General features: G+C 53.4%; 15 protein-coding genes and 6 pseudogenes. 12 read left to right on the top strand and 9 right to left on the bottom strand.

What is annotated here, in order from left to right:
* Window positions 1–50 precede the first annotated feature (50 nt).
* From R1A29_RS14130 to R1A29_RS14120, 3 genes are all read left to right on the top strand, one after another.
* Window positions 51–566, top strand: a complete 516-nt coding sequence (locus tag R1A29_RS14130) for a cupin domain-containing protein (RefSeq protein WP_438301928.1) — start codon at window positions 51–53, stop codon at window positions 564–566.
* Between the two features lie 263 nt (window positions 567–829).
* The gene (locus R1A29_RS14125; protein ID WP_438301927.1) at window positions 830–2677 is read left to right on the top strand and encodes a Mu transposase C-terminal domain-containing protein; all 1848 of its coding nucleotides are present in this window, start codon (window positions 830–832) and stop codon (window positions 2675–2677) included.
* A gap of 21 nt (window positions 2678–2698) precedes the next feature.
* Window positions 2699–4669 (top strand): TniB family NTP-binding protein, encoded by a 1971-nt coding sequence (locus R1A29_RS14120; protein WP_438301926.1) that lies wholly within the window; start codon window positions 2699–2701, stop codon window positions 4667–4669.
* A 99-nt stretch (window positions 4670–4768) separates the two neighbouring features.
* On the opposite strand, the gene R1A29_RS14115 is transcribed toward R1A29_RS14120, so the two are convergent.
* A complete protein-coding gene (locus tag R1A29_RS14115) occupies window positions 4769–5185 on the bottom strand; it encodes a hypothetical protein (protein ID WP_438301925.1) in 417 nt (138 codons plus the stop codon).
* A gap of 91 nt (window positions 5186–5276) precedes the next feature.
* Between R1A29_RS14115 and R1A29_RS14110 the strand changes: the two genes are divergently transcribed.
* Window positions 5277–5528 carry a helix-turn-helix domain-containing protein gene (locus R1A29_RS14110; RefSeq protein WP_438301924.1) on the top strand — a complete coding sequence of 84 codons (252 nt, stop codon included), beginning with the start codon at window positions 5277–5279 and terminating at the stop codon, window positions 5526–5528.
* A gap of 146 nt (window positions 5529–5674) precedes the next feature.
* Here the strand turns inward: R1A29_RS14110 and R1A29_RS14105 are convergent.
* Window positions 5675–6762 (bottom strand): annotated as a pseudogene (locus R1A29_RS14105) (site-specific integrase).
* 78 nt (window positions 6763–6840) lie between these two features.
* Here R1A29_RS14105 and R1A29_RS14100 point away from each other — a divergent pair.
* Window positions 6841–7712, top strand: a pseudogene (locus R1A29_RS14100) (DNA-binding protein).
* Between the two features lie 205 nt (window positions 7713–7917).
* Here R1A29_RS14100 and R1A29_RS14095 read toward each other — a convergent pair.
* The 3 genes from R1A29_RS14095 to R1A29_RS14085 form a co-directional block, all read right to left on the bottom strand.
* Complete coding sequence (locus R1A29_RS14095) at window positions 7918–8346, bottom strand: response regulator (protein WP_438301923.1); 429 nt, start codon at window positions 8344–8346, stop codon at window positions 7918–7920.
* Window positions 8347–8777: 431 nt separating this feature from the next.
* Window positions 8778–9095 (bottom strand): hypothetical protein, encoded by a 318-nt coding sequence (locus R1A29_RS14090; RefSeq protein ID WP_262195810.1) that lies wholly within the window; start codon window positions 9093–9095, stop codon window positions 8778–8780.
* An 80-nt stretch (window positions 9096–9175) separates the two neighbouring features.
* On the bottom strand, window positions 9176–10033 hold the full coding sequence (locus tag R1A29_RS14085; protein ID WP_438301922.1) for an SDR family oxidoreductase: 858 nt from the start codon (window positions 10031–10033) through the stop codon (window positions 9176–9178).
* A 673-nt stretch (window positions 10034–10706) separates the two neighbouring features.
* Between R1A29_RS14085 and R1A29_RS14080 the strand changes: the two genes are divergently transcribed.
* On the top strand, window positions 10707–10994 hold the full coding sequence (locus tag R1A29_RS14080; protein WP_438301921.1) for a hypothetical protein: 288 nt from the start codon (window positions 10707–10709) through the stop codon (window positions 10992–10994).
* Between the two features lie 39 nt (window positions 10995–11033).
* Here R1A29_RS14080 and R1A29_RS14075 read toward each other — a convergent pair whose 3' ends face one another.
* The 3 genes from R1A29_RS14075 to R1A29_RS14065 form a co-directional block, all read right to left on the bottom strand.
* Window positions 11034–11270, bottom strand: coding sequence for a hypothetical protein (locus R1A29_RS14075; protein ID WP_438301920.1), 237 nt, complete (start codon window positions 11268–11270; stop codon window positions 11034–11036).
* Window positions 11271–11532: 262 nt separating this feature from the next.
* Entirely contained in the window at window positions 11533–11781 is a 249-nt protein-coding gene (locus R1A29_RS14070) for a DUF6555 family protein (RefSeq protein ID WP_085709512.1), read from the bottom strand.
* 414 nt (window positions 11782–12195) lie between these two features.
* Window positions 12196–12381, bottom strand: coding sequence for a hypothetical protein (locus R1A29_RS14065; protein ID WP_438301919.1), 186 nt, complete (start codon window positions 12379–12381; stop codon window positions 12196–12198).
* 798 nt (window positions 12382–13179) lie between these two features.
* Between R1A29_RS14065 and R1A29_RS14060 the strand changes: the two genes are divergently transcribed.
* Window positions 13180–13398, top strand: a complete 219-nt coding sequence (locus tag R1A29_RS14060; protein ID WP_085709514.1) for a hypothetical protein — start codon at window positions 13180–13182, stop codon at window positions 13396–13398.
* 240 nt (window positions 13399–13638) lie between these two features.
* Here R1A29_RS14060 and R1A29_RS14055 read toward each other — a convergent pair.
* A pseudogene (locus R1A29_RS14055) lies at window positions 13639–14162 on the bottom strand (hypothetical protein).
* Window positions 14163–14352: 190 nt separating this feature from the next.
* On the opposite strand from R1A29_RS14055, the pseudogene R1A29_RS14050 reads away from it, so the two are divergent.
* From R1A29_RS14050 to R1A29_RS14030, 5 genes and pseudogenes are all read left to right on the top strand, one after another.
* Window positions 14353–15722 (top strand): annotated as a pseudogene (locus R1A29_RS14050) (iron-containing redox enzyme family protein).
* Between the two features lie 16 nt (window positions 15723–15738).
* A pseudogene (locus R1A29_RS14045) lies at window positions 15739–16676 on the top strand (methyltransferase).
* Between the two features lie 119 nt (window positions 16677–16795).
* Entirely contained in the window at window positions 16796–17020 is a 225-nt protein-coding gene (locus tag R1A29_RS14040; RefSeq protein WP_438301918.1) for a hypothetical protein, read from the top strand.
* Between the two features lie 188 nt (window positions 17021–17208).
* A pseudogene (locus R1A29_RS14035) lies at window positions 17209–18332 on the top strand (sensor histidine kinase).
* 410 nt (window positions 18333–18742) lie between these two features.
* The gene (locus R1A29_RS14030) at window positions 18743–18991 is read left to right on the top strand and encodes a DUF6555 family protein (RefSeq protein ID WP_438301917.1); all 249 of its coding nucleotides are present in this window, start codon (window positions 18743–18745) and stop codon (window positions 18989–18991) included.
* Window positions 18992–18994 lie beyond the last annotated feature (3 nt).

Here is an 18994-nt window from a genome sequence, read left to right as displayed (position 1 = left end):
CCGTTTAGTCGAGTTATTACAGGCTGTATTGAAAATCGTTGGAGCAGGTCATGAATCCACGCTCGATTACTGCGTCAAACCTGATCGCATCACTGGACCTTGAACCTCACGTCGAAGGCGGATTCTTTCGCAGAACCTATCAGGCCGACCACCGGGATATGCTCGAAACAACGGGCGGTCCACGTTATTTGATGACGTCGATTTACTACCTGTTGACCGAAGATTCACCGGTCGGCCAGTTTCATTTCAACCAGTCGGACATCCTGCATTATTTCCATCTGGGCGATGCCATCGAGTACAGCCTGATTCATGCCGACGGCTCGCTGCAGACGCTGGTGATGGGCAGCGACATTCTGGCAGGACAACATCTACAGCTGCACGTACCGGGCGGAATCTGGAAAGCCTCCAGACTGCTGAATGGCGAGAACGGATTTGGCTTGATCAGCGAAGCGGTTTCGCCAGGATTTGATTTTGCGGATATGGAAATGGGGAATCGGCGGAAACTCACGGCGGAGTATCCGCAGCATCGAGCGCTGATTGAAAAGCTGACGCGTGACGAGGATTGAGAGCCGTACATTTGAAATGGATCGTGTGATCACCTGGCATCAAGCGCATGGTGCCTTGGAGAGAGATGTTGGAGATTGAAATCGGGTGTGCTTGTCGAGATTTTGAAAATTTGCAAAGAATCTAAGTCATTGAAATTTATAGTATTTTTATAGAGCAAGAAAACGTTTCCACTCAAAGTTTGATTTTTTCGCATATTTAACTAGGTTTAAAGGAAATTTTTGCACGTTAAAATGTGTTTCGCACTTTCGCATAGGTCGTACGAATGGATGGGGTCAGCGTAAGGCGCGGTGCTTTAGTGTTTGCAGGCGAGAGAAAGCTTGAAATATTGGAGCTCTTGACATCAAGCAAAATTAAGGCGCGGGATTTAGTCACGCACGAGGTCGTAACTATCTCGCCAGGAGATATTGATTTCGAGTTCGAGCTTAAACGCTCAGAGTCGGTATCAGACCCATCAAAGAAACCTGCAACCAAACCGACAATCGATGCGTTTAGTGAAGATGAAATGAGGCTTGCGGATCTTCGTTATACTACGCTTTTGCCGTTTTTATCACAAAAGCCTCTTCCAAAAATCGATCTGGAAAATGCAGCAAAAACTTTAAATGTGAGCGTATCCCAGGTTTACCGTCTGATTGCTTTAATGGATTCGGATAAGGGTTTCGTTAGCTTGATACAAAAGAGAAGGGGGCGTACCACGGGTGCCAAGCAGATAAGTGGCGTTGTGGAGGATGTTATTCAGGTCGCTATAGATGAGCACTACAAAGGCACGGGAGTTACGGTCGAATCCATACATGAAAAAATTAAAGAGCAGTGTATGGCTCGAAATCTTCCCATACCTAGTCTCGGCACCGTATCCAATAGAATCAAAGAAAGGTCTCCTCGAGAGTTATTGACAAATACTCTAGGAAAAAAAGCGGCAGACCAAGAACTATCGGTGCGGGGCGGAAAGATTCTCCCAGCAGCTCCATATGAATTGATACAGATCGATCATGCCCTTGTAGATTGCATTATTGTTGATAGAGAGACCCGTGAACCTCTAGGGCGTCCTTGGGCAACCTTGGCAATCGATGTGTACACCCGCGCAGTTGTTGGCGTTCACTTATCTTTGAGTCATCCGTCTTCAATGTCGGTGGCTCTATGTGTCGCGCATACTATTTTGCCGAAGAATCAGTGGCTCAAAGCATATGAGTTGGACGGGGCCGAATATCCATTTTATGGAGTGCCAAAAAGAATTCACGTTGACAACGCGAAAGAATTCAAATCAAGTAATTTAAAGAACAGTTGCCGCTGGTACGGCATAGACCTGACCTACAGGCCCAAAGGCGTTCCCCATAATGGTGCGCATATTGAAAGGCTGATTGGAACCTTCATGAGAAGGGTTCACTTACTACCTGGTGCAACGATGTCTTCTGTGAAGGAACGGGGAGATTATAATAGCGAAAAAAATGCCGCCCTTTCATTTCCTGAGTTCCGCGAATGGTTCATCAGGGAACTCGAAATATATCACAAAAGAAAACACTCGGCTATCGGCTGCTCGCCATTGCTCCAATGGGAGCGTCATTACAGAACAGATGATGGGGTGCTGCATTATCCCAAAATTATTGAAGATAGACGCAGGTTGCTTATCGACTTCATGCCCATTAAAAGGCGGTACATTTCTCGCTCCGGCATCAAGCTGAACAATATCGAATACTATTCTGCAGCGCTTAAAAGATTCGATATAAAGACTCGCTGCCAAGTACGGTACGATCCTGAAGCTATAAGAAAAATTTGGGTTTTACCAGAAGGCGAAAGTCATTATATAGAGCTAACTTATTCCGACCTCAGATTTCCAAATGTTTCCCTGGCGGAATTCCAGCACGCTCGAAAACAGCTTGCGGCCGTGAGCGATCGTCGGGTAACAGCGGCTGAAACATTTGCCCTTATTAAAAGAAATGATGAACTAGTCGGGCGCGCGGTCTCGCTTACAAAGCAAGCTAGGAAAATGAATGAGCGAAAAATAAACCGCAAAGAAGACCTAGGTCACCCACTGAACCGGGAGTCCGTTGTACAAGGCACACCGATAAGTGTGGACTACGCCCGTAAACCCACCGCATTCGATATTGAAGACTGAGATATCCTAGGAGCCTGTACCATGAAATCTGGGGTTTCATTCGATCACATTTCATCCTCTCGTCGCCAGGCGGTGGCGTGGAGCGACGATAAGCGGGTTAGCCTCATTTACAGCGATTGTTGGGTCAACTATCCCGAGGTAAAAACCGTCAGAGGAGCCGTTCGCGCAGTTTATGGAATGCCGCCTAAAATCCAAGCGCAGTGCGTGCTGATATCTGGTGACCCTGGAATGGGCAAAACGAGTTTGTTCTCACGCATAGAATCGGACTTAGAGACCGCACTGAAACGCTCGGAAGACCCGCGTGGATATATCTCTTTTACGGTACCTCCAGATCCTACTTTGTCTGGATTTGAAGAGTCGATCGAGAAAGCTCTAGGGGTTTCCATTGGTCGGATGCGCGGTGGCGTTTTCCCAACATCCTTCACCCGGGCTTTCGAGATCAGAAGAGTCAGGATGGTGTTGATTGATGAAATTCACAATCTCCTCAATGCGAACAGGGTCGAACAACGGAAGAATCTTGCCTTTTTCCGGGCGCTTAGCAGCCCGCCTTTGTCACTGTCCATCGCTGCATTCGGAACAGATGACGCCCATCACTCGATCAGCAGTGACGATCAGTTAGCTCGACGCTTTCAGAGTTATAAGTTGCCGCGCTGGAGTGAAAATGAAAATTTTCGATCTTTTCTCGCAGCTTATGAAAGCTTTTTGCCCCTGAAGAAACCGTCCGAACTCTGGGGAGCAAGTAAAGCAAAGTACCTTATCAAGGAAACGGGCGGGATCACCGACGCCATTGTCAAACGCATTACACGGGGCGCAGTCTGGGCAATATTGGATGGTAAAGAAAGCATTGATATGAAGTGCCTTGAGAAAGCAGCGGAGATCCCCCTTATTTCGAGTCCTTCGATGATGAGGTCTAATCAAAGCTGCTCCGGGCTAATCAAGCCGCTTGCAAGCGAGTCAATCTCAGGTTGGATTACTAGGGGGCAATACTCAAAAAACTCTTCACCTTTTGATGATGCAGCGGATGCAATTAAGAAATGGGGGGCAGCTGATGCAGACCACAGTATCTCGCCAAAGTTACGCAGAGAATTATCGAAAATATTGGGTGTCAATTCTCTGCTCTTCGATTACCTATTCTTGGATTATGGATCGTGGTTAAAACAGCCCCCTGATTTGCGGGTGGACATGTGTGAGATGTGCTTGCTTGAAGATTTTTCCACCTACCGGCGACCGACGAGCAGGAGCATGTGGGCTTACAGCTGGTTCAATGTTTGCCCTGTGCATGGCAATTTAATAAGGGACGTCGGCAGCGCCAAGCCGTCTCAAGGAATTGCTAATGCACTAGACCAATACTTTGGGCCCACTCCTCAATTCTTACCAATCGCTAAGCAGGCTTTACTTTCCGTTCGCAAACACAACGCGATTGGCTCTAGAACATTCAAAAAGCTTAGTCTGATGGCCTACTACTTCCAGCAATGGTACATATCAGCCCTGAAGAAAGGGAAGGTGCACATACCTGGAGCTCAGTCCGTAGTCCCTTTGGCTGATTTTGAAATATTTATGTCTGACCTAATCGCGATTATTGGAAAAAAACGCAGTTACCCCTATCACGAAAAGTCCTATATCGCACGGCTACTCGACATAAAAGGGGAATGTTCGTTAAGTGTACGACTATCGCCATCCGCAGGACCGGAGGCATGCTTGTGTTTTGATGTCAAAGAACACCCTTCCGACGTCCGCATGGCGATGTTTGGACTACTGGGTATGTTTATAGGCGTGCCTCACTGCGTCCGACGATGGCAGCAGGGAGAAAACTTTCAGGCACGAAACGATAATCTTGAGCGACTCTGGTGGGGTATGCACAGTGAACTCGGACAGAATTTGGGGTACCTGGAGTGGCTAGAAGGCCGCTCGCGCAATTGGAATATCGCCATCAAGGATAGGTATAGCCATTTACTCGTGGACTTGTGGCAGAAAAAGCGAGCAGGCTCTTGATGCATCATGCTCGCAACCCCTGCGACCGCCTGCTAATCGCTGCCTACTGATCCCTTATCAGGCATTCTGGAGGGCGTGGCATCTGTTCACTCACCAATGTCAGCCAGCGACGTAGAGCATCGGTATAGTCGAATTGTGATCAATGCTTCTCACGCCTTCTTCGTAGGAGGCGCCATCGGTCAGCGCTACAGTAACAGTTTGGCGCGTCCGATCAGGGTGGGTTGTGATGGCTTGGACGGGCACCATCGACCATTGACCGGCGCCATCATTTTTGGGCATTACGCTCATCACACTTGTCACTGCAGCGTTGTTAGGCAAGTCGTGCATGAGCTGAAGAAAATGGTCTACGCATGACACCAAAAATACCCGCTGGAAGTCGAAGCCCTCCTCGGTTTGCTTAAGGCAAACGTGTAGCCAAGGCGTGGCTAATTCTCGCTCGACGATTGCCCACTGCTTGGAGCCATCCCCAAATTGCAAACCGCTTCGGAGCTCTGCGCCTGGATGAGTCACGAACATTCAGACCACCTCAAACGAGAAAATGAACACTATAGATTGTAGTCCTTTAGTGTTCAATGTCGCCTCATCGTTCCTTTTGCAGGTTACGCAAATGGAACTCAACAAGGCTCTCGGGCAGGCTCTAAAAAATGCTCGACTAAGAAGGGGTTTTACCCAGGAGGACTTTGGCGCGATCAGTAGCCGGACCTACATCAGTTCCCTGGAAAGAGGCATCAAGGCAGTGACCGTGAGCAAGCTCACGGATATTGCTCAAGCAATGGATGTCCATCCGCTGAGCATCCTCGTCGAAGGCTATATTCTTCAGTCAGGCGAGAGCCTGAGACGTAGTCCTGGAAAGGATTAGGGCGGAACTTGCCGGAGCACCATGACACCTACAGAAGGCGCCGCGTCGCTAACCGGCCTACCTTTCTACTGGCAGGCAGTAGCGCTCATCAATGCGCCCGCCGATTTCGCGAATCATTTCATCCCGTTGCGCAGTTGTGTTCTTGGTCAGGCTTTCGGGCTGAGAAGATCTGTGGCCCGGCTGTCCAGCAGAGCCCCCGCCTGGAAGTAACCCATCACCGTGGTCACGCTGCGGTGTTCGGTCATGGCCATGACTTCACCGAGCGGCACCCCTGACGGCCGGCCTCGGTGACAAAGCCCGAGCGCAGGCTATGTGCCGCCCAATCGCCCTCCAGACCCGCCAATTTCGCCCGACGCTGAACGATGCGCGCGATCTGGTCGGCCGACAATCCCGTACTTCCCACCGTATTGCCTTTATACACACGGCGAAACAGCGGGCCCGACTCGGCTGGCGCCGCGGTTAGCCAAGCGCCCAGCGCGGCGGCGGCCGGCCCGCGCAGCGGTTTCTCGCGACGTACGCCACCGGTGTCGGTCTTGGTGACGCCCAGCGCGTACACCCAAGTGTCGGCATCCAGTCGGCGCACATCGCTGACCTGCAGGCCCACCACTTCCGAGCGCCGCCGGCCGCCACCGCTCCACGCGAGCAACAGCAGGGCGCGGTCACGAATACCACGCAGACCATCGTCGCAGGTGGCGAGCAGAGCCAGCAGCAGCTCAAGGACGACCGCGGTTTTCTTGCGTACGTTGACGCCCTGGCGCGATTGCACCTTGCGTGCTTCGCGCAGCAGGGTTTTTAAAGCCGGCGCCTCGGTCGGGCTGTCCCACCCATTGATCCGGTGCCATTTGCCGAGTACCGCCAGGCGATGACTGACCGTATTGAACGCCAATGGCCCCGGCTTGCTCTTGATCCGAGCGGCCACCAGCGCCGCGTCGATGCCGGGTGGTAACAGGTGCGTCCAGCCGCCGTCGGCCAGCGGCCGCGCCAGGTGATCAAGGACGAACTGTATGGCTACGGGGGCGGTGAGCGGCGCATCGCCCAGCGCTTGGCCATAACGCAGCTGCAGCCAGGCCGACCAGTAGGCGAGGGCGCTCCGATAGCTGCGCACGGTATTGGCCGCGGTGCCGGCGGCGATAAACGCCGCCGCGGCTTCCTGGGCGTGCAGCGCCAAGGATTGCGGGTCCAGCGGCGTTTCGTCGACCAGTGTCAACTGATCTGTAATATTTAATACGTTCAACGTATGATAATTCCATTATTCAGAAAATAACGTCGGATAACATTCTATTATCAGACCTAATATACGCCGAGGTGAGTCATGGCAATAGGGGTACCGGAGCATGAGGTGTTTGCCGCCGCGGACGCGGTGCTGGCTCGCGGGGAACGACCGACAGTGGAACGGGTACGCCTGGAACTGGGCCGCGGCAGCCCGGCGCGTGTCGGTGGGTTGCTCGATCAATGGTGGGCGCGTCTCGCCGAGCGGCTGAGCGGCGAGACCCGTCTGCCGACGCTGCCGAGCGAGGTGTCACAGGCGTTTGTCGTTGTATGGCAGCAGGCGATTCACCTGGCACAGGGCGTCGCCGAACGGGGTTTGGCCGAGCAGCGCCAAGTGCTGGACGTCGAACGCGAGCGCATGGCCGCGGCGGAAGATCAAGCACGTCAGGACATGGCCAAGGCGCGCCAGCAGGTGGCTGAGGCGGTGGCGGGGCGTCAAGCCACCGAGTTGCGTTTGGCTGACTTGGAACTGCTGCTGTCCCAACGCCAGACCCAGATCGAGGACTTGCAACAGCAGCGGGAAAGCCTGGCGCTCGAGCGGCGCGAGGCCCAACAGCATAATCAGGCACTCCAGCAGGAACTGCAGGCGTTACGACTCAAGGCCGAGCAGGAGCGTGTTGCGCAAGAGACCTACGTACGCGGGGTTGAGGATCGGGCTCACCGCGAGATTGATCGCGCGCGGGAGGAGGGCAAGGCGGTTACAAATCAGCTAACAGCCGCCAGCCGAAAGCGTGACGACCTGCAGCGAAAACTGGAGCTGTCTCAGAGCGAACTGAGCCAAGCGCAGCAACGCGCCACCGCGCAGTTGGCTCGGGCGGAGACCTTGAGCAGCAGCTGATTCATATGCGCCAGGTGTCCGAGACGAAGCGCAAGCCAAGAGTCAGAAAAAGCTCCGTTAGTAATCTCAAGGGCTGAGGCGTATTTTCTCCAAGGAATCTCGGTCATTGGCCAACAGCTGACGCTTACCGACACGCCTGATCAGCGGTGATGGTCAATCGAGCGCGCCCGATGACACCCCCTACCAACACCACCCGATGACATAGATAACTGTCACGACCCAGAGGATGGTCAGCACCACGTGGAGGGTAGTGAAAACAGCATCGCTCATGGCGTGCGCCTTTTAGTCTGGTTGAACAATCGGAGGGGTCATTTGGGCGGGCAAGAGATTAAGAAGAGTTGCAATGCAGGCCACCAATTGATCTGGCGACCAGGGTTTTTCCAAGTACACCGTTTGACCAGGTAGCACGTCAGGATCCAAGGCATAACCCGAAGTGAGAATCGCGCACACGAATGACCACTGATTGCGAACCATCGATAGAAATTCAGCGCCTTGAATTTTGCCCGGCAAACCGTGATCCACAATCACCAACGGGCAGAAGGCGTGACGCGCTTGAAGGTAGGTTAAGGCGTCGTCAGCGGTGGCAAAACTGGCAGATTGTGCACCTATCTCCGATAAGATATCGGACAACAGTAAGCGGATGATTGGATCGTCTTCGACGACTAAGATAGTGCCAGAAATGGGCAGCATCGCTTCCCAATTTGTGTTCATCGTACCGGCCCCAAGAATGGTAGGCCGCAGGTGCGACGAACACTGAGAATTATCAGCTTAGACCCATTAGCGCGAGTCCGCTATGGCAACGAAGCGACTATTGCCTGAACGAGGACATTCGCGGCGCTTAAGCTTCAGAGACGCTTGAGCGCGTCACAGATTACTTCCAGATCGTCCCAAGGCCGCCCCTGCTTAGCAGACTGCGAACACCCGGGTTCATGCATGAAGGGTTCTATCCGCTTCATCTCCGGTTGGCGAGCCTGGAATGTCTTGCAAAACACGACACCACCCGAAATTCGCCAGCGGGTATTCCATTCAGTCAGGTCATCGCTAGCCGACATAAGCCACCGTTTTAGACTCTTCGCTCCCCTCTGGTTATAGCATTGTGATCGTAATTCTATGCTGAGAGTGACGAATGGTGTTCGGGCGCCTCAACGACCGGCGAGCAGTTCAGGCTTTGGGAGCATCGTTACTACAGGAAAAGGTCGGGGGCGGTGATCGGTCGTTGCATCATCCGCAAAGTCCTCATTCACCAATCGAAGATGCTCAGTAGCCTCCTGGAATTTTTCCTCTGCCCTTTGGCGCAGGAGGTGGTATTGCTCAAAAGTATCGATATTGGGGTGGGCTTGACTGATCAGATCATGGGCTTGGGCGTTCAGCGCGTGCGCCTGCCGCACTATTCGCTCATTTTGTTCTAGAGCAAATTTACGACACGCACGGGCCTGGATCTGTTGAAGGCTGCTTTTCATGGAGCGATTTCCTTTGAGTTGGTTACTTAGAGGGTGCGGGCCAACAGCCACTACACCCGTTCCCGCAAGGATGTCGACGTTCAGAGAATCGGTTTACCTCCCGTTACCCCAAATCGCGAACCGGAAACGTAGCTCGACTCATCGCTCGCCAGTAACACATAGATCGGCGCCACTTCGACCGGTTGGCCCGGGCGGCCTAGCGGTGTCTGTTCGCCAAAATGACTCACTTCATCCGGAGGCATGGTCGAAACAATCAGCGGGGTCCAAATAGGTCCCGGCGCGACGCTGTTGACGCGGATGCCTTTCTCACCAAGCAATTGTGCGAGACCCGCTGTGAAATTGGCGATGGCTCCTTTGGTCGTGGCATAAGCCAGCAAAGTCGGCTTGGGCGCATCGGAGTTTATCGAGCTGGTGTTGATGATCGAGCTGCCTGCTGACATGTGCGGAACGGCTGCCTGACAGATCCGGAACATCGCAGTGATGTTGATATCGAAAGTCCGGACCCACTCATCGTCCGAGATGTCAGCCAGGTCGTGATGAGTCATCTGGTAAGCGGCGTTATTTACCAGCACGTTGATTCGTCCAAATTGCTCGACTGTTTTACTGACGATGTCGCGGCAATGCTGCTTCTCTGCCAAATCACCCGGCAATAACACACACTGACGACCGGCGTGCTCCACCCAGCGTGCAGTTTCCTGGGCGTCTTCATGCTCATCCAAATAGGCGAGTGCCACGTCGGCCCCTTCACGGGCAAAAGCGATGGCCACGGCCCGACCTATGCCACTGTCCGCCCCGGTAATCAACGCCACTTTGCCGGATAGGCGGCCTGAGCCTCGGTAACTTTCTTCCCCGCTATCAGGGTAGGGATCCATGGCCCGTTGCGAGCCAGGGACAGATTGCTGCTGAGGGGGAAACGGAGGGCGGGGATATGAGGGCATCTGAATAACTCCCGAGAATGGCTGGCATTGGCTCGTCTTCCCCCGGCCTAACGGTGGAGAGAGGACACTTCATGGAGTTGAGAGAAGGGCGCAGCAGTTAAAGTTGATAGTTGTTTCCGTTTCCGCGACGAGTGGTCCGCGCTGACCTTCCGAAGGGCCGCTTCTGATCAAAAGCTACCTGCCGATGGGCGCACTTATCTTTCGCAGACAGGCTTGCAAGTGAGAGCCGCGTAGGTCGATTTTCATTGCCCGCTCATCTGTTCGAACGCATTCGGTGACGCCCCTAGCTTCCAACGAATACGACCCAGTCTTTCTGGGTTTTCATTGGTGAGGTGGTTATGTTTACCGAGTCGAATTACGAAGACCACACGCAAGCTTCTGTTCCTTCCAAGCCTGAACCTGGAACAGATGAGCCGGAACTTGATCCTCAAGATCCCAACAAGTACGACCCTCTGAAGAATCCATCCGATGATCGTCCAGAGAATTGGAAGGATCCCGCGGAGCGAGTGACGCCAGAAGCGGATGAGGAGACGCCGCTATCTGATGACAGGAGATAAGAGAAGCCCGGCAGATAGCCGGGCTTTTTTTACCAGCCATTCGTCAACTGCTGGGCACTCATCTTGCGGGGTGGTTTCTCACGCTTACGCAAACCCGCGAAACACGGAGAGGCATCATGGACAGTGACGAAAATGCTCTTGGTAAACAAACGCGGCGGACCGTGCTGCACACGACGGACAATCAAACCGGGCAGGCCCCAACGCGCGATGAGCCCGAGGTGCCAATGCCACCCGATGACGAAGCGCCAATGGAGGAGGACATGTCCGACGTCGAGGCGGCGAATTCGGTGGCAAGCGAGCACCCTGAATCTGGTCGCGACGCTGGTACAGCGGATGCCGACGATCAGAACCGGGAAAAAGAGTCACGCAATCGGCCGGCAAGTGATCCTGAAGCAGGCGCCTGAGGCAAAAGCATCCCTTCGCCCCCCGCGCACGGGAAGCGTTTACTTCTGCCTGCTGAGCTTGGCCCTTGCCTCATCCCAGGCCTTTTTACCCTCCAAAACCTTGGCATCTGCGGCGTTTCTCGCGTTCTGAAACTTGATCATCGCTTCAGGTGATTCCGCTGCATGGGTCAACAGTTCATAGGCGATGGTATTGAGCCGATCCGCTTCTTGAAAAAGCTCATTACTGCGGTCGGTCGCTGCGTACCAGTCGGATGTCGTGATTGAGCTGCATTTCATGTGTCCCTCGTATTCGCTTCAGTTGCGCCTTGTCGATTTGAAAAGCGCCTTTGTAGGGTGGACTCTTAGGGTATTGCCAGATTCCATTCGAACTGCGGTTTGGGGGCGATCGGCTGGGTGACTCTCCAAGAAAATTTCGACTTTCTGTCGGCGAAATACCTTACAGAGACGATAACGTCGGACATAGGAGGTCTTCTCTAGGGTGTAGATTATTTTTGTAACGTGTGATCGGGTCGAGATTTCGGCTTCGCTGCCGCGCCGTCTAGATTTCTCCCCATGTGACGGCGGCGGATGAACGCCACTTCACATCGGTGATGCCGAATCGTTCCGCCATGGGTTTTGAAAAGCGTTTGAGAGGAGGGCGTCCCGGCTTCGGTATAGGGGCAATGCCGGCGTCGCAGCTTGCCCATTGCCAAGCCTCGGCATTGTTCATCAGCTTGGTTCGAATGACGAAAGACTTCGACACACCATAGAGGTCGTACTCAATGACATAAATATCCGCTTGGCTCACAAGTCCGCTCCTGTTGGCTGATGAGCTAGTGATATTTGTGGTGGGAAAAGATTCAAAGAATTGTCTGACAATTCATAATTGGCTGATTTGAATCACGCCCCTGCGTGGTATTCACTACTACACGGCGCCTCTCTCTCCGCTGGGGCTTTTTCCTGGTGCCCTGATGGGGAAGCCCCGTGATGCCAAACGAATCAGATACGCGGGAGTTGGCGCTTGCGTGGAGGAGCCAGCAAGCACAGAACCTCTGTGCAGTTGCGCGGCCTTGTGCCGTGGCTGCGATTCGGATCACCTACGGCGGTGATACTCGTCGCCAGGTGTTTTCTGAGTGGCGAACATCCGCAATATCACGAACCCTGGGACTGACGCCAAGCGACCAGGTCGGACGCCTAAATAGAGGAGCCCCAGCGAGCATTCCTATGCTTCGATTTGCTCGGGGCAGTTGAGTTGCTCATTCAGCTCTTGGCAATGACTTTCTGCCTGTGCAGCTTGTAGGAAGTTCTGATTGATCGCCTGGCCCGTACGGACATCGACGACACGATAATAGAAACCGTTCAAAACGCCGTTGGCAGGTCTCTTTTGCACGATGAACACTTCTTCCATGCCGGCACTCCTTTTAATCAATCTTTACACCTAGTAGCTTGAATTTCATTTTCCAGTGAAGCGGATGAGTGGGGTTTCGCTTTATCGATTACCGATCCGCACCTTACCGTGAGAGCTTGCGCCGTGGCCTAACACCTATTCCGGAACCAGCTTTCGTGATATTTCGCCGTTGAGCCTCATGCACTCGGCTTCGGCCGCGCTGCGTGATGCATAACAGTTTCCCAGTCGACACTTATTTTCGTTGTCGTAGATATTGAAACTGAGCTGATCGATTGAGCGATAAGAGGCGGTCGCACGATACGACGGACACGACCTGAAGGGATCTGCCGGAACGACCGCATATCTAAAAGTCACGGGGTGTACCTCAGTAAACGATGCAGGTCGGATCGTTATGCGTAGCTGGCCGTTCCCTATGAGTCAACGCCAACGGTGGATATCCGATGAACAGTCGGTTGCTGATTGTCCTTCACAACTCAGGCTCTCTCATGGGCAAACCAATACTACCCAAGTCGCTGCTTGAGCTGTCTGCTCCGCCGATTCCATGCAGCTCGGCCGCTATTACGGGAAGGGTACTGGGTAGACTGCTTCAGCTGTCCCTCGAATTCTCAAAAAAGCGAGACAGACAGTCTCTTGGTCGAACATTTCGAGCAATCATTCATCTGAGCCAATCCGCGGTCGTTTCAACCATAAGTGGACAGCATCAATGAATCCCGGAAAGTTTGTTAGGATTCGAATGATTACCGCCGACCAAACGCGCGCCCCCAACTATGCTTGGTCTTTTCGGCTGGAGTCGATGACATGTCCCACGAATACTCGTTATCCGACCTTCTGGAAAGGATGTACCAGAATCAACTCGGTCTGGAGGCTGCTCTGATGGAGCTGACTCTTCTTGTTGAACAGCAAGGCTTTACGGACGTTGGAGACAACGTTCGCAGCGCACTGTGGGGGATTGGTGAAAACGCCGGTCACATCAAGCAGGGGCTGGCCAGGCTAAAATCGAGGAGCAAGGATAACTAAGCCGGACGGGAAGAATATTGGGAGCCGCCCGTTCTATTCGTTCCATTTGCTTACTTTCATCGCGACCGAAGGTGGACGATACGGTGCTAGCCGTTAAGAGCCCAATGTCTCACTTCTTGGAAAAGGCATGAGCCATGCTTTGAAGGCATTCCTGGCAATGGTTCTTCCGAGGGAAGTTTCCAAGCAAAGCCCTTTCCAAAGTATCGTTCAGCTCACCCGCTAGAGAGGCAATCGCTGCAGTCAGGCAACTTGGATAAATACTCCCCAGGACCCAAGTAGGACCCAGAATGACGCAAAAATCCATGGCGTACGGACCGAGAACAACAGTGCTTTTCGATAGCCCTTGTGCGTTGATTCGCGCTCGCAGAACAGTGGCGATTCGTCATAGGCCATACCCATCAAGGGCTCGCTGCGTAACAGCTCGCTCTGCTTGTAGTACCAGTGGTCGATGATGTCGTAAGCGGCGCGAATGCCGGGCCATGCATTGAGTGAACTCAATACGCCCAGTAGCGCGAGAAAGGGGGCACGACGAGGGTGAACAGCTTGCCCCACTCTGGATTGAGATTGCCCATGCTGGAGGCGAAGGCAATGACCAGAAACGACTGAGCAGCGAGGTAGGCGTCGGTTCGATTGGCCAAGATGCTGGTCTCGTACTGGATCTCCCGGCGGTAGAAATCCAGCCGTTCTTTCGGCGAGCCGAACATCTTGGCGTTATGTTCCGTGAGCTCGCTATCACTGGTTTGACTCGTCAGTATTCTTGGCACGAGAAGCGTCCTGGTATTCGCATTCGCAGACCATTGTGAGATATAGGTCTGCGAAAGGTTCACTTTGAGCGCTGACCTGAAGTGCCCTTCACGCCATGCTTGTGCCTGCGAAAATAAAAGGAATTTTCCTTCGTGCATTTCCTCTCCTGTCTATGACGTCCGATCTGCGGTTCCTACGGGGGAGAACTTCATGACATCCATAGAGTGCCTGAGCGAAACACAAGTCGCATCTCGTGATGGGATAACCCGATCTAATCGCGAGATCTATGAACTGCTGCTGAAGGAAGAGCCTGAGGCAGATGCCGTTGCCTCAATGTTTCTCCAGCGAAACCTGGCAAGTACCAACACCATTGCCAATGAATTGCCAGAAGATCCGGAGCAATTGTTTGCATGGTCGCAAAGCCGTTGCGCTGCCGTTGCTGAACAATATGCGTACTATCTCGGGTCACGACGGACTGGGGCAGGGCGCCAGTATTTCCAGAACAAATCCCATGCCCTGTACTTTTTGCAGCATATCGGCCCAACGAAACTGGTCGATGGCGCCTGGTTGGCGGGGGTGCTGCAACACGTGCAGGACATACGCTTCGATCACTTGCTGGAGATTTATCTCGAGGAGTTGGGTGATGGCGTGCCGAGCCAGAACCATGTCCGGATCTACCGTCAGCTACTGACCGAGCATGCCTGCGACGATCTGTCTGGCCTGGGTGATGAATGCTTTCTGCAAGGCGCGCTCCAACTGGCGCTGGGCCGTTGCGCCGATTCAATGCTGCCGGAGGTCATAGGCTACAACCTCGGCTATGAGCAACTGCCGTTACACCTGTTGATCAGCGCTTACGAACTGCATGAACTGGGCATCGACCCACATTACTTCCGCCTGCATGTGACCATCGATAATGCCAGCACGGGGCATGCTCATCGCGCGGTCCAGGCGCTGCACGACCTTTTGCCGCCGGGGGAGCATCGGGCCGCGTTCTACAGGCGTGTAACCCAGGGCTATCGCTTGAACGACCTTGAGCAGGCTCGGTAACCGTCATTCAGGCTTTCGACCTGCAGCGCGAAGTAATGACAATGCTGGACCGCAAAGCCGTGTTCGGCCGACATATGCATTCCGACTACTGCCGGATCGAAAATCGCACCGTCAATCAATGGCTGGCCACTCCAGGGCAGATGGCGGCCTTTCTTGATGCATTGATCCGTAAAGGCTGGATCAAGCGGGGTGAGGATCCAGTCGAAAGCCGTTTCTGGCAGTTGATCGACGGTAGCCCTGCTGTGATGTTCGGTGTGTTCAGTAGTTACGAAAAACAACTGGTGCATGACTGGATCGCCGACGGATGGCAGAACGCTAAACAACGTGCGCGAGCGCCAGTCAAGGCCGTCGATGATCTGGCTGAAGCAGTCAGTGATAGCGAAATCCAAGCCTTGCAGAAGACTCTGCAAGCGCAGTCACCGGTTGAACAGATAAAAACCCTGACCCCATGGCTCGCACCGCAGCGACATTGGCATCCAGCAGGGCTTTTTGCCACCCGCCGCTTCATTGAACTGCGAAAAGTCATTCGCTGAACATTCAGGGGGCCTCATGTCGGTACAGCAGCGAGTCGACTGTGGATTGATCAAACTGGGGCTGCGCTTGCGGCAGGAAGGTTACCGATTCATCACCCCGACACCGTTGACGCATGAGAGGGTCATGCAACAGGCAGATAGATGTCTGGCCAAGGATCCGCGTGATGTTTTTGGTTGGTCGATGCCCTTCGAACAAAGGCTTTTCGGAGCCGAACGATTTCAGGCACTGGAGTGCGCGGGAGTTCTCGAACAACAAGACGGGCTTTGGCGTAGCACCGTTCGTTGGTCATCGTTGAACGACCTGTTGTTTGTTCACTCGTCTTTTCCAACCAAACAAAATGACGCAGTGTTTTTTGGGCCGGACACCTATCGATTTGCCCGGGCTATCAATGCCTACCTGCAACAGCGCACGACACCAGTCAAACATGCGGTAGACATCGGCTGTGGCGCCGGCGTCGGCGCGGTGCTGATTGCCCAAGCTTATCCGCAGGCTCAGGTGATCGCGGTGGACATCAATCCGCAAGCGCTGCGGCTGACAGCGGTCAACGCCGAACTGGCCGGCACGGATAATATTGCCATTTACTACAGTGATCTGCTGGCCAGTGTCGAAGGGCAGTTCGACCTAGTGGTGGCCAATCCTCCATACATGAACGACCAACAGCAGCGCGCCTACCGCCACGGCGGTGGTGCCTTGGGTGAAGCGCTGTCGGTGCGTATTGTGCGCGAGGCGCTGCCACGACTAAGTCAGGGGGGACGCTTCTGCTTTACACCGGCGTTGCCATGGTCGCTGGCGAGGATCCTTTTCTGGCGATGATCGGATCAATGCTGGGCAGTGACTTCAGTTGGACTTATGTTGAACTCGATCCGGATGTCTTTGGAGAAGAACTTCTAAAACCCGAATATGAAAAGGTCGAGCGCATCGCGGTAACGCTGCTAACGGTCAGTCGAAACTAAACGAGACTTAGTGGTCAGCCGAGCAGCAACCCTCCTCAGGAAACCGCTAGTCGCTCAAAGGGAACGAGGAGAAAGTACTTCCGTCAACTGGAAATATAAGCTCAAGAGGTCACCTCTAAATGTTCGCCGAGAAAAAGAAAAAAGCACTGACGGAGTGGCTGCAACTGGCAAGAAATCCCGAGCCTCAAATGTCGGTTGAGGAACAGTATGACGAGCTCCTAAAGATGGCTGACGAAATGGAAGAAGCAGGGCTAGTTTCAGCCAAGGAGTGGAGACAGCTGATCCGAGACGCTGGCACCATTTTTGACTACGAGAGAGATATATTTGAGAGCGAAATGAAGTGAACGGCCGCATTCGACCACAAGCGATCATCCAGATATTCAGCGTCCACAATCTTCCTTTGATCCGCTAGATATTGTGGCTCATCACGCTTAGACACATCCGGTCTAGTCGTATCTTTATCTATTAACCTCAGTGTCCTAGGCTTGCAGATGCGCCTCCGAGCGTGACCTTTCAGCAGCGGGAGAACGGCATGAGGCTTTCGACGTTCATTTTTTCAAACATGGAGTCGATCTTGGTTGAGTGGGAGCGTTTCGCTCGAACGGTGGTTACTCCTGTGCCAATTCCGGATCAGAAAGGCCTCAGAAATCACGCTCAGCAAGTACTTCATCGCGTTGCATCAGACATGCGTAAGTTTCAGACAGAGCAGGAGCAGATTGATAAATCGCAGGGCCGAGCGCCACCAAATGATGAAGAGACACCAGCGCAAACCCACGCCGTCCTGCGATTGATGGACGGCTTCACGCTTGACCAGATGGTTTCGGAATATCGTGCGCTGCGTTCAACGGTACTAAGGCTGTGGCTGGCTGAAGTGTTTTCGGGTGAAAGTCACCAGTTGCAGGACATGATCCGTTTTAATGAAGCGATAGATCAGGCATTGGTTGAGTCCATTGCTGCCTATGGTCGAGCCGTCGAGACCACGCGAAAAATGGTATTGGGCGTACTTGGTCATGATTTGCGCAGCCCCTGGGTGCCATCATGATGTCCGCAGATTTGCTTCAACAGTCCAGCGAAAACACCAATCGGCGTTCGCACTTGGCGAACCAAATTGGTATCAGCGTGCGCCGAGCCAATCAGATTGTTGATGACCTGCTGGATCTTGCACGGTCCAACCTCGGTAATGGAATTCCGGTAAACAGGCAGAAGATTGACCTTAGTGTCGTTTGCCAATCCATCCTGGCTGAGGCCGCCGCTCGCTTCCCCGATACTGAAATAGCGCTGACTGACACCGCCACCGTTGTAGGTCAATTTGATCCGCTGCGGATAGAACAGGCTTTTTCCAACTTGGTGAACAATGCTGTTCAGCATGGTGACCGTCAGCAGCCTATTCGAGCGTCACTGAAAAAATCTGCAAGAGAAGTGCATTTCACGGTGCAAAATTTTGGTGATCCCATCCCCGCAAGCGCAATGCCTTTTCTGTTCACGCCAGAAGGGCGTTACTCTTCGTTTGCCGAGAACGAAAACGGGCCGTCAGCGGGCTTGGGGCTAGGACTGTTTATCGCCGCAGAAGTCGTGAAAGGTCATGGCGGAGAGATAGGTGTCGAGTCATCATTGGAGCTGGGTACGACGTTCACTGTGACGCTTCCTCTTGCCTGATCTAGGCAGCACGCAGGCCCCGTGCGTTTTAATGCTTGATCTCACCAAGTAACCCACTCATCGACGTGAGTTGTCGCTACCCGCCGCCGCGTGAAGATCTTCCCAAGGTTTCATTCCAGTATGGGCGTTGGGGCAAGTGGTCGCATGCTCAAAGGCGGCACCTTTATCGCATTCGGCTTGAGTAGCGCCACATCCCCTGCAAACCACCACCCCGTTTCGCAGCCTCCAGCGTTGGCTCCACGAAACAAGCAAGTCAGCCGCTGACATAGGATTGCTCCGAAATCTGTACGGTCTCTCGAGGTTTGTACAATAAATTTGGCGTTTGTTTCAACGATGTCAATTGGTCAGCAAATGTTCTGAATTATTTGCATGCTCCCATGATCCTTTGCTTATGAGCATAGGAGAGTGTCGTGAGCAAAGTCAGTTCGTGGATAGTTGAATACAAGTGTCATGGCATTCCCACGTCTTTCGTAATTCGTGCCGGCGAAATGAGTAATGCACATGCTTGGCACTGGGCGTGCTGTGATGCAGGAGTCGCTCCGATACCCAAACCCGGCGAACCACCGTTGAAGCGCATGTCCAAGCCAACGGCTGAGCGCTTCGGGGTCACAGCTGTCCTCTGGCGAGAACTTGATCCTCTCGTGTGGGACGAGGTTTAGAAC

The sequence above is a fragment of the Pseudomonas sp. NMS19W genome, from assembly GCF_051554255.1.
In the GTDB taxonomy this organism is placed as follows: Bacteria; Pseudomonadota; Gammaproteobacteria; order Pseudomonadales; family Pseudomonadaceae; genus Aquipseudomonas; species Aquipseudomonas kribbensis.
The sequence above is the reverse complement of the archived record's forward strand: the minus strand, read 5'-3'. Positions and strand labels throughout refer to the sequence as shown.

Excerpts from the sequence above, each read along its gene's own strand:
- R1A29_RS14130 (WP_438301928.1), top strand. The coding sequence starts at position 51 with ATGAATCCACGCTCGATTACTGCGTCAAACCTGATCGCATCACTGGAC.
- R1A29_RS14125 (WP_438301927.1), top strand. The coding sequence starts at position 830 with ATGGATGGGGTCAGCGTAAGGCGCGGTGCTTTAGTGTTTGCAGGCGAG.
- R1A29_RS14120 (WP_438301926.1), top strand. The coding sequence starts at position 2,699 with ATGAAATCTGGGGTTTCATTCGATCACATTTCATCCTCTCGTCGCCAG.
- R1A29_RS14115 (WP_438301925.1), bottom strand. The coding sequence starts at position 5,185 with ATGTTCGTGACTCATCCAGGCGCAGAGCTCCGAAGCGGTTTGCAATTT.
- R1A29_RS14110 (WP_438301924.1), top strand. The coding sequence starts at position 5,277 with ATGGAACTCAACAAGGCTCTCGGGCAGGCTCTAAAAAATGCTCGACTA.
- R1A29_RS14095 (WP_438301923.1), bottom strand. The coding sequence starts at position 8,346 with ATGAACACAAATTGGGAAGCGATGCTGCCCATTTCTGGCACTATCTTA.
- R1A29_RS14090 (WP_262195810.1), bottom strand. The coding sequence starts at position 9,095 with ATGAAAAGCAGCCTTCAACAGATCCAGGCCCGTGCGTGTCGTAAATTT.
- R1A29_RS14085 (WP_438301922.1), bottom strand. The coding sequence starts at position 10,033 with ATGCCCTCATATCCCCGCCCTCCGTTTCCCCCTCAGCAGCAATCTGTC.
- R1A29_RS14080 (WP_438301921.1), top strand. The coding sequence starts at position 10,707 with ATGGACAGTGACGAAAATGCTCTTGGTAAACAAACGCGGCGGACCGTG.
- R1A29_RS14075 (WP_438301920.1), bottom strand. The coding sequence starts at position 11,270 with ATGAAATGCAGCTCAATCACGACATCCGACTGGTACGCAGCGACCGAC.
- R1A29_RS14065 (WP_438301919.1), bottom strand. The coding sequence starts at position 12,381 with ATGGAAGAAGTGTTCATCGTGCAAAAGAGACCTGCCAACGGCGTTTTG.
- R1A29_RS14060 (WP_085709514.1), top strand. The coding sequence starts at position 13,180 with ATGTCCCACGAATACTCGTTATCCGACCTTCTGGAAAGGATGTACCAG.
- R1A29_RS14040 (WP_438301918.1), top strand. The coding sequence starts at position 16,796 with ATGTTCGCCGAGAAAAAGAAAAAAGCACTGACGGAGTGGCTGCAACTG.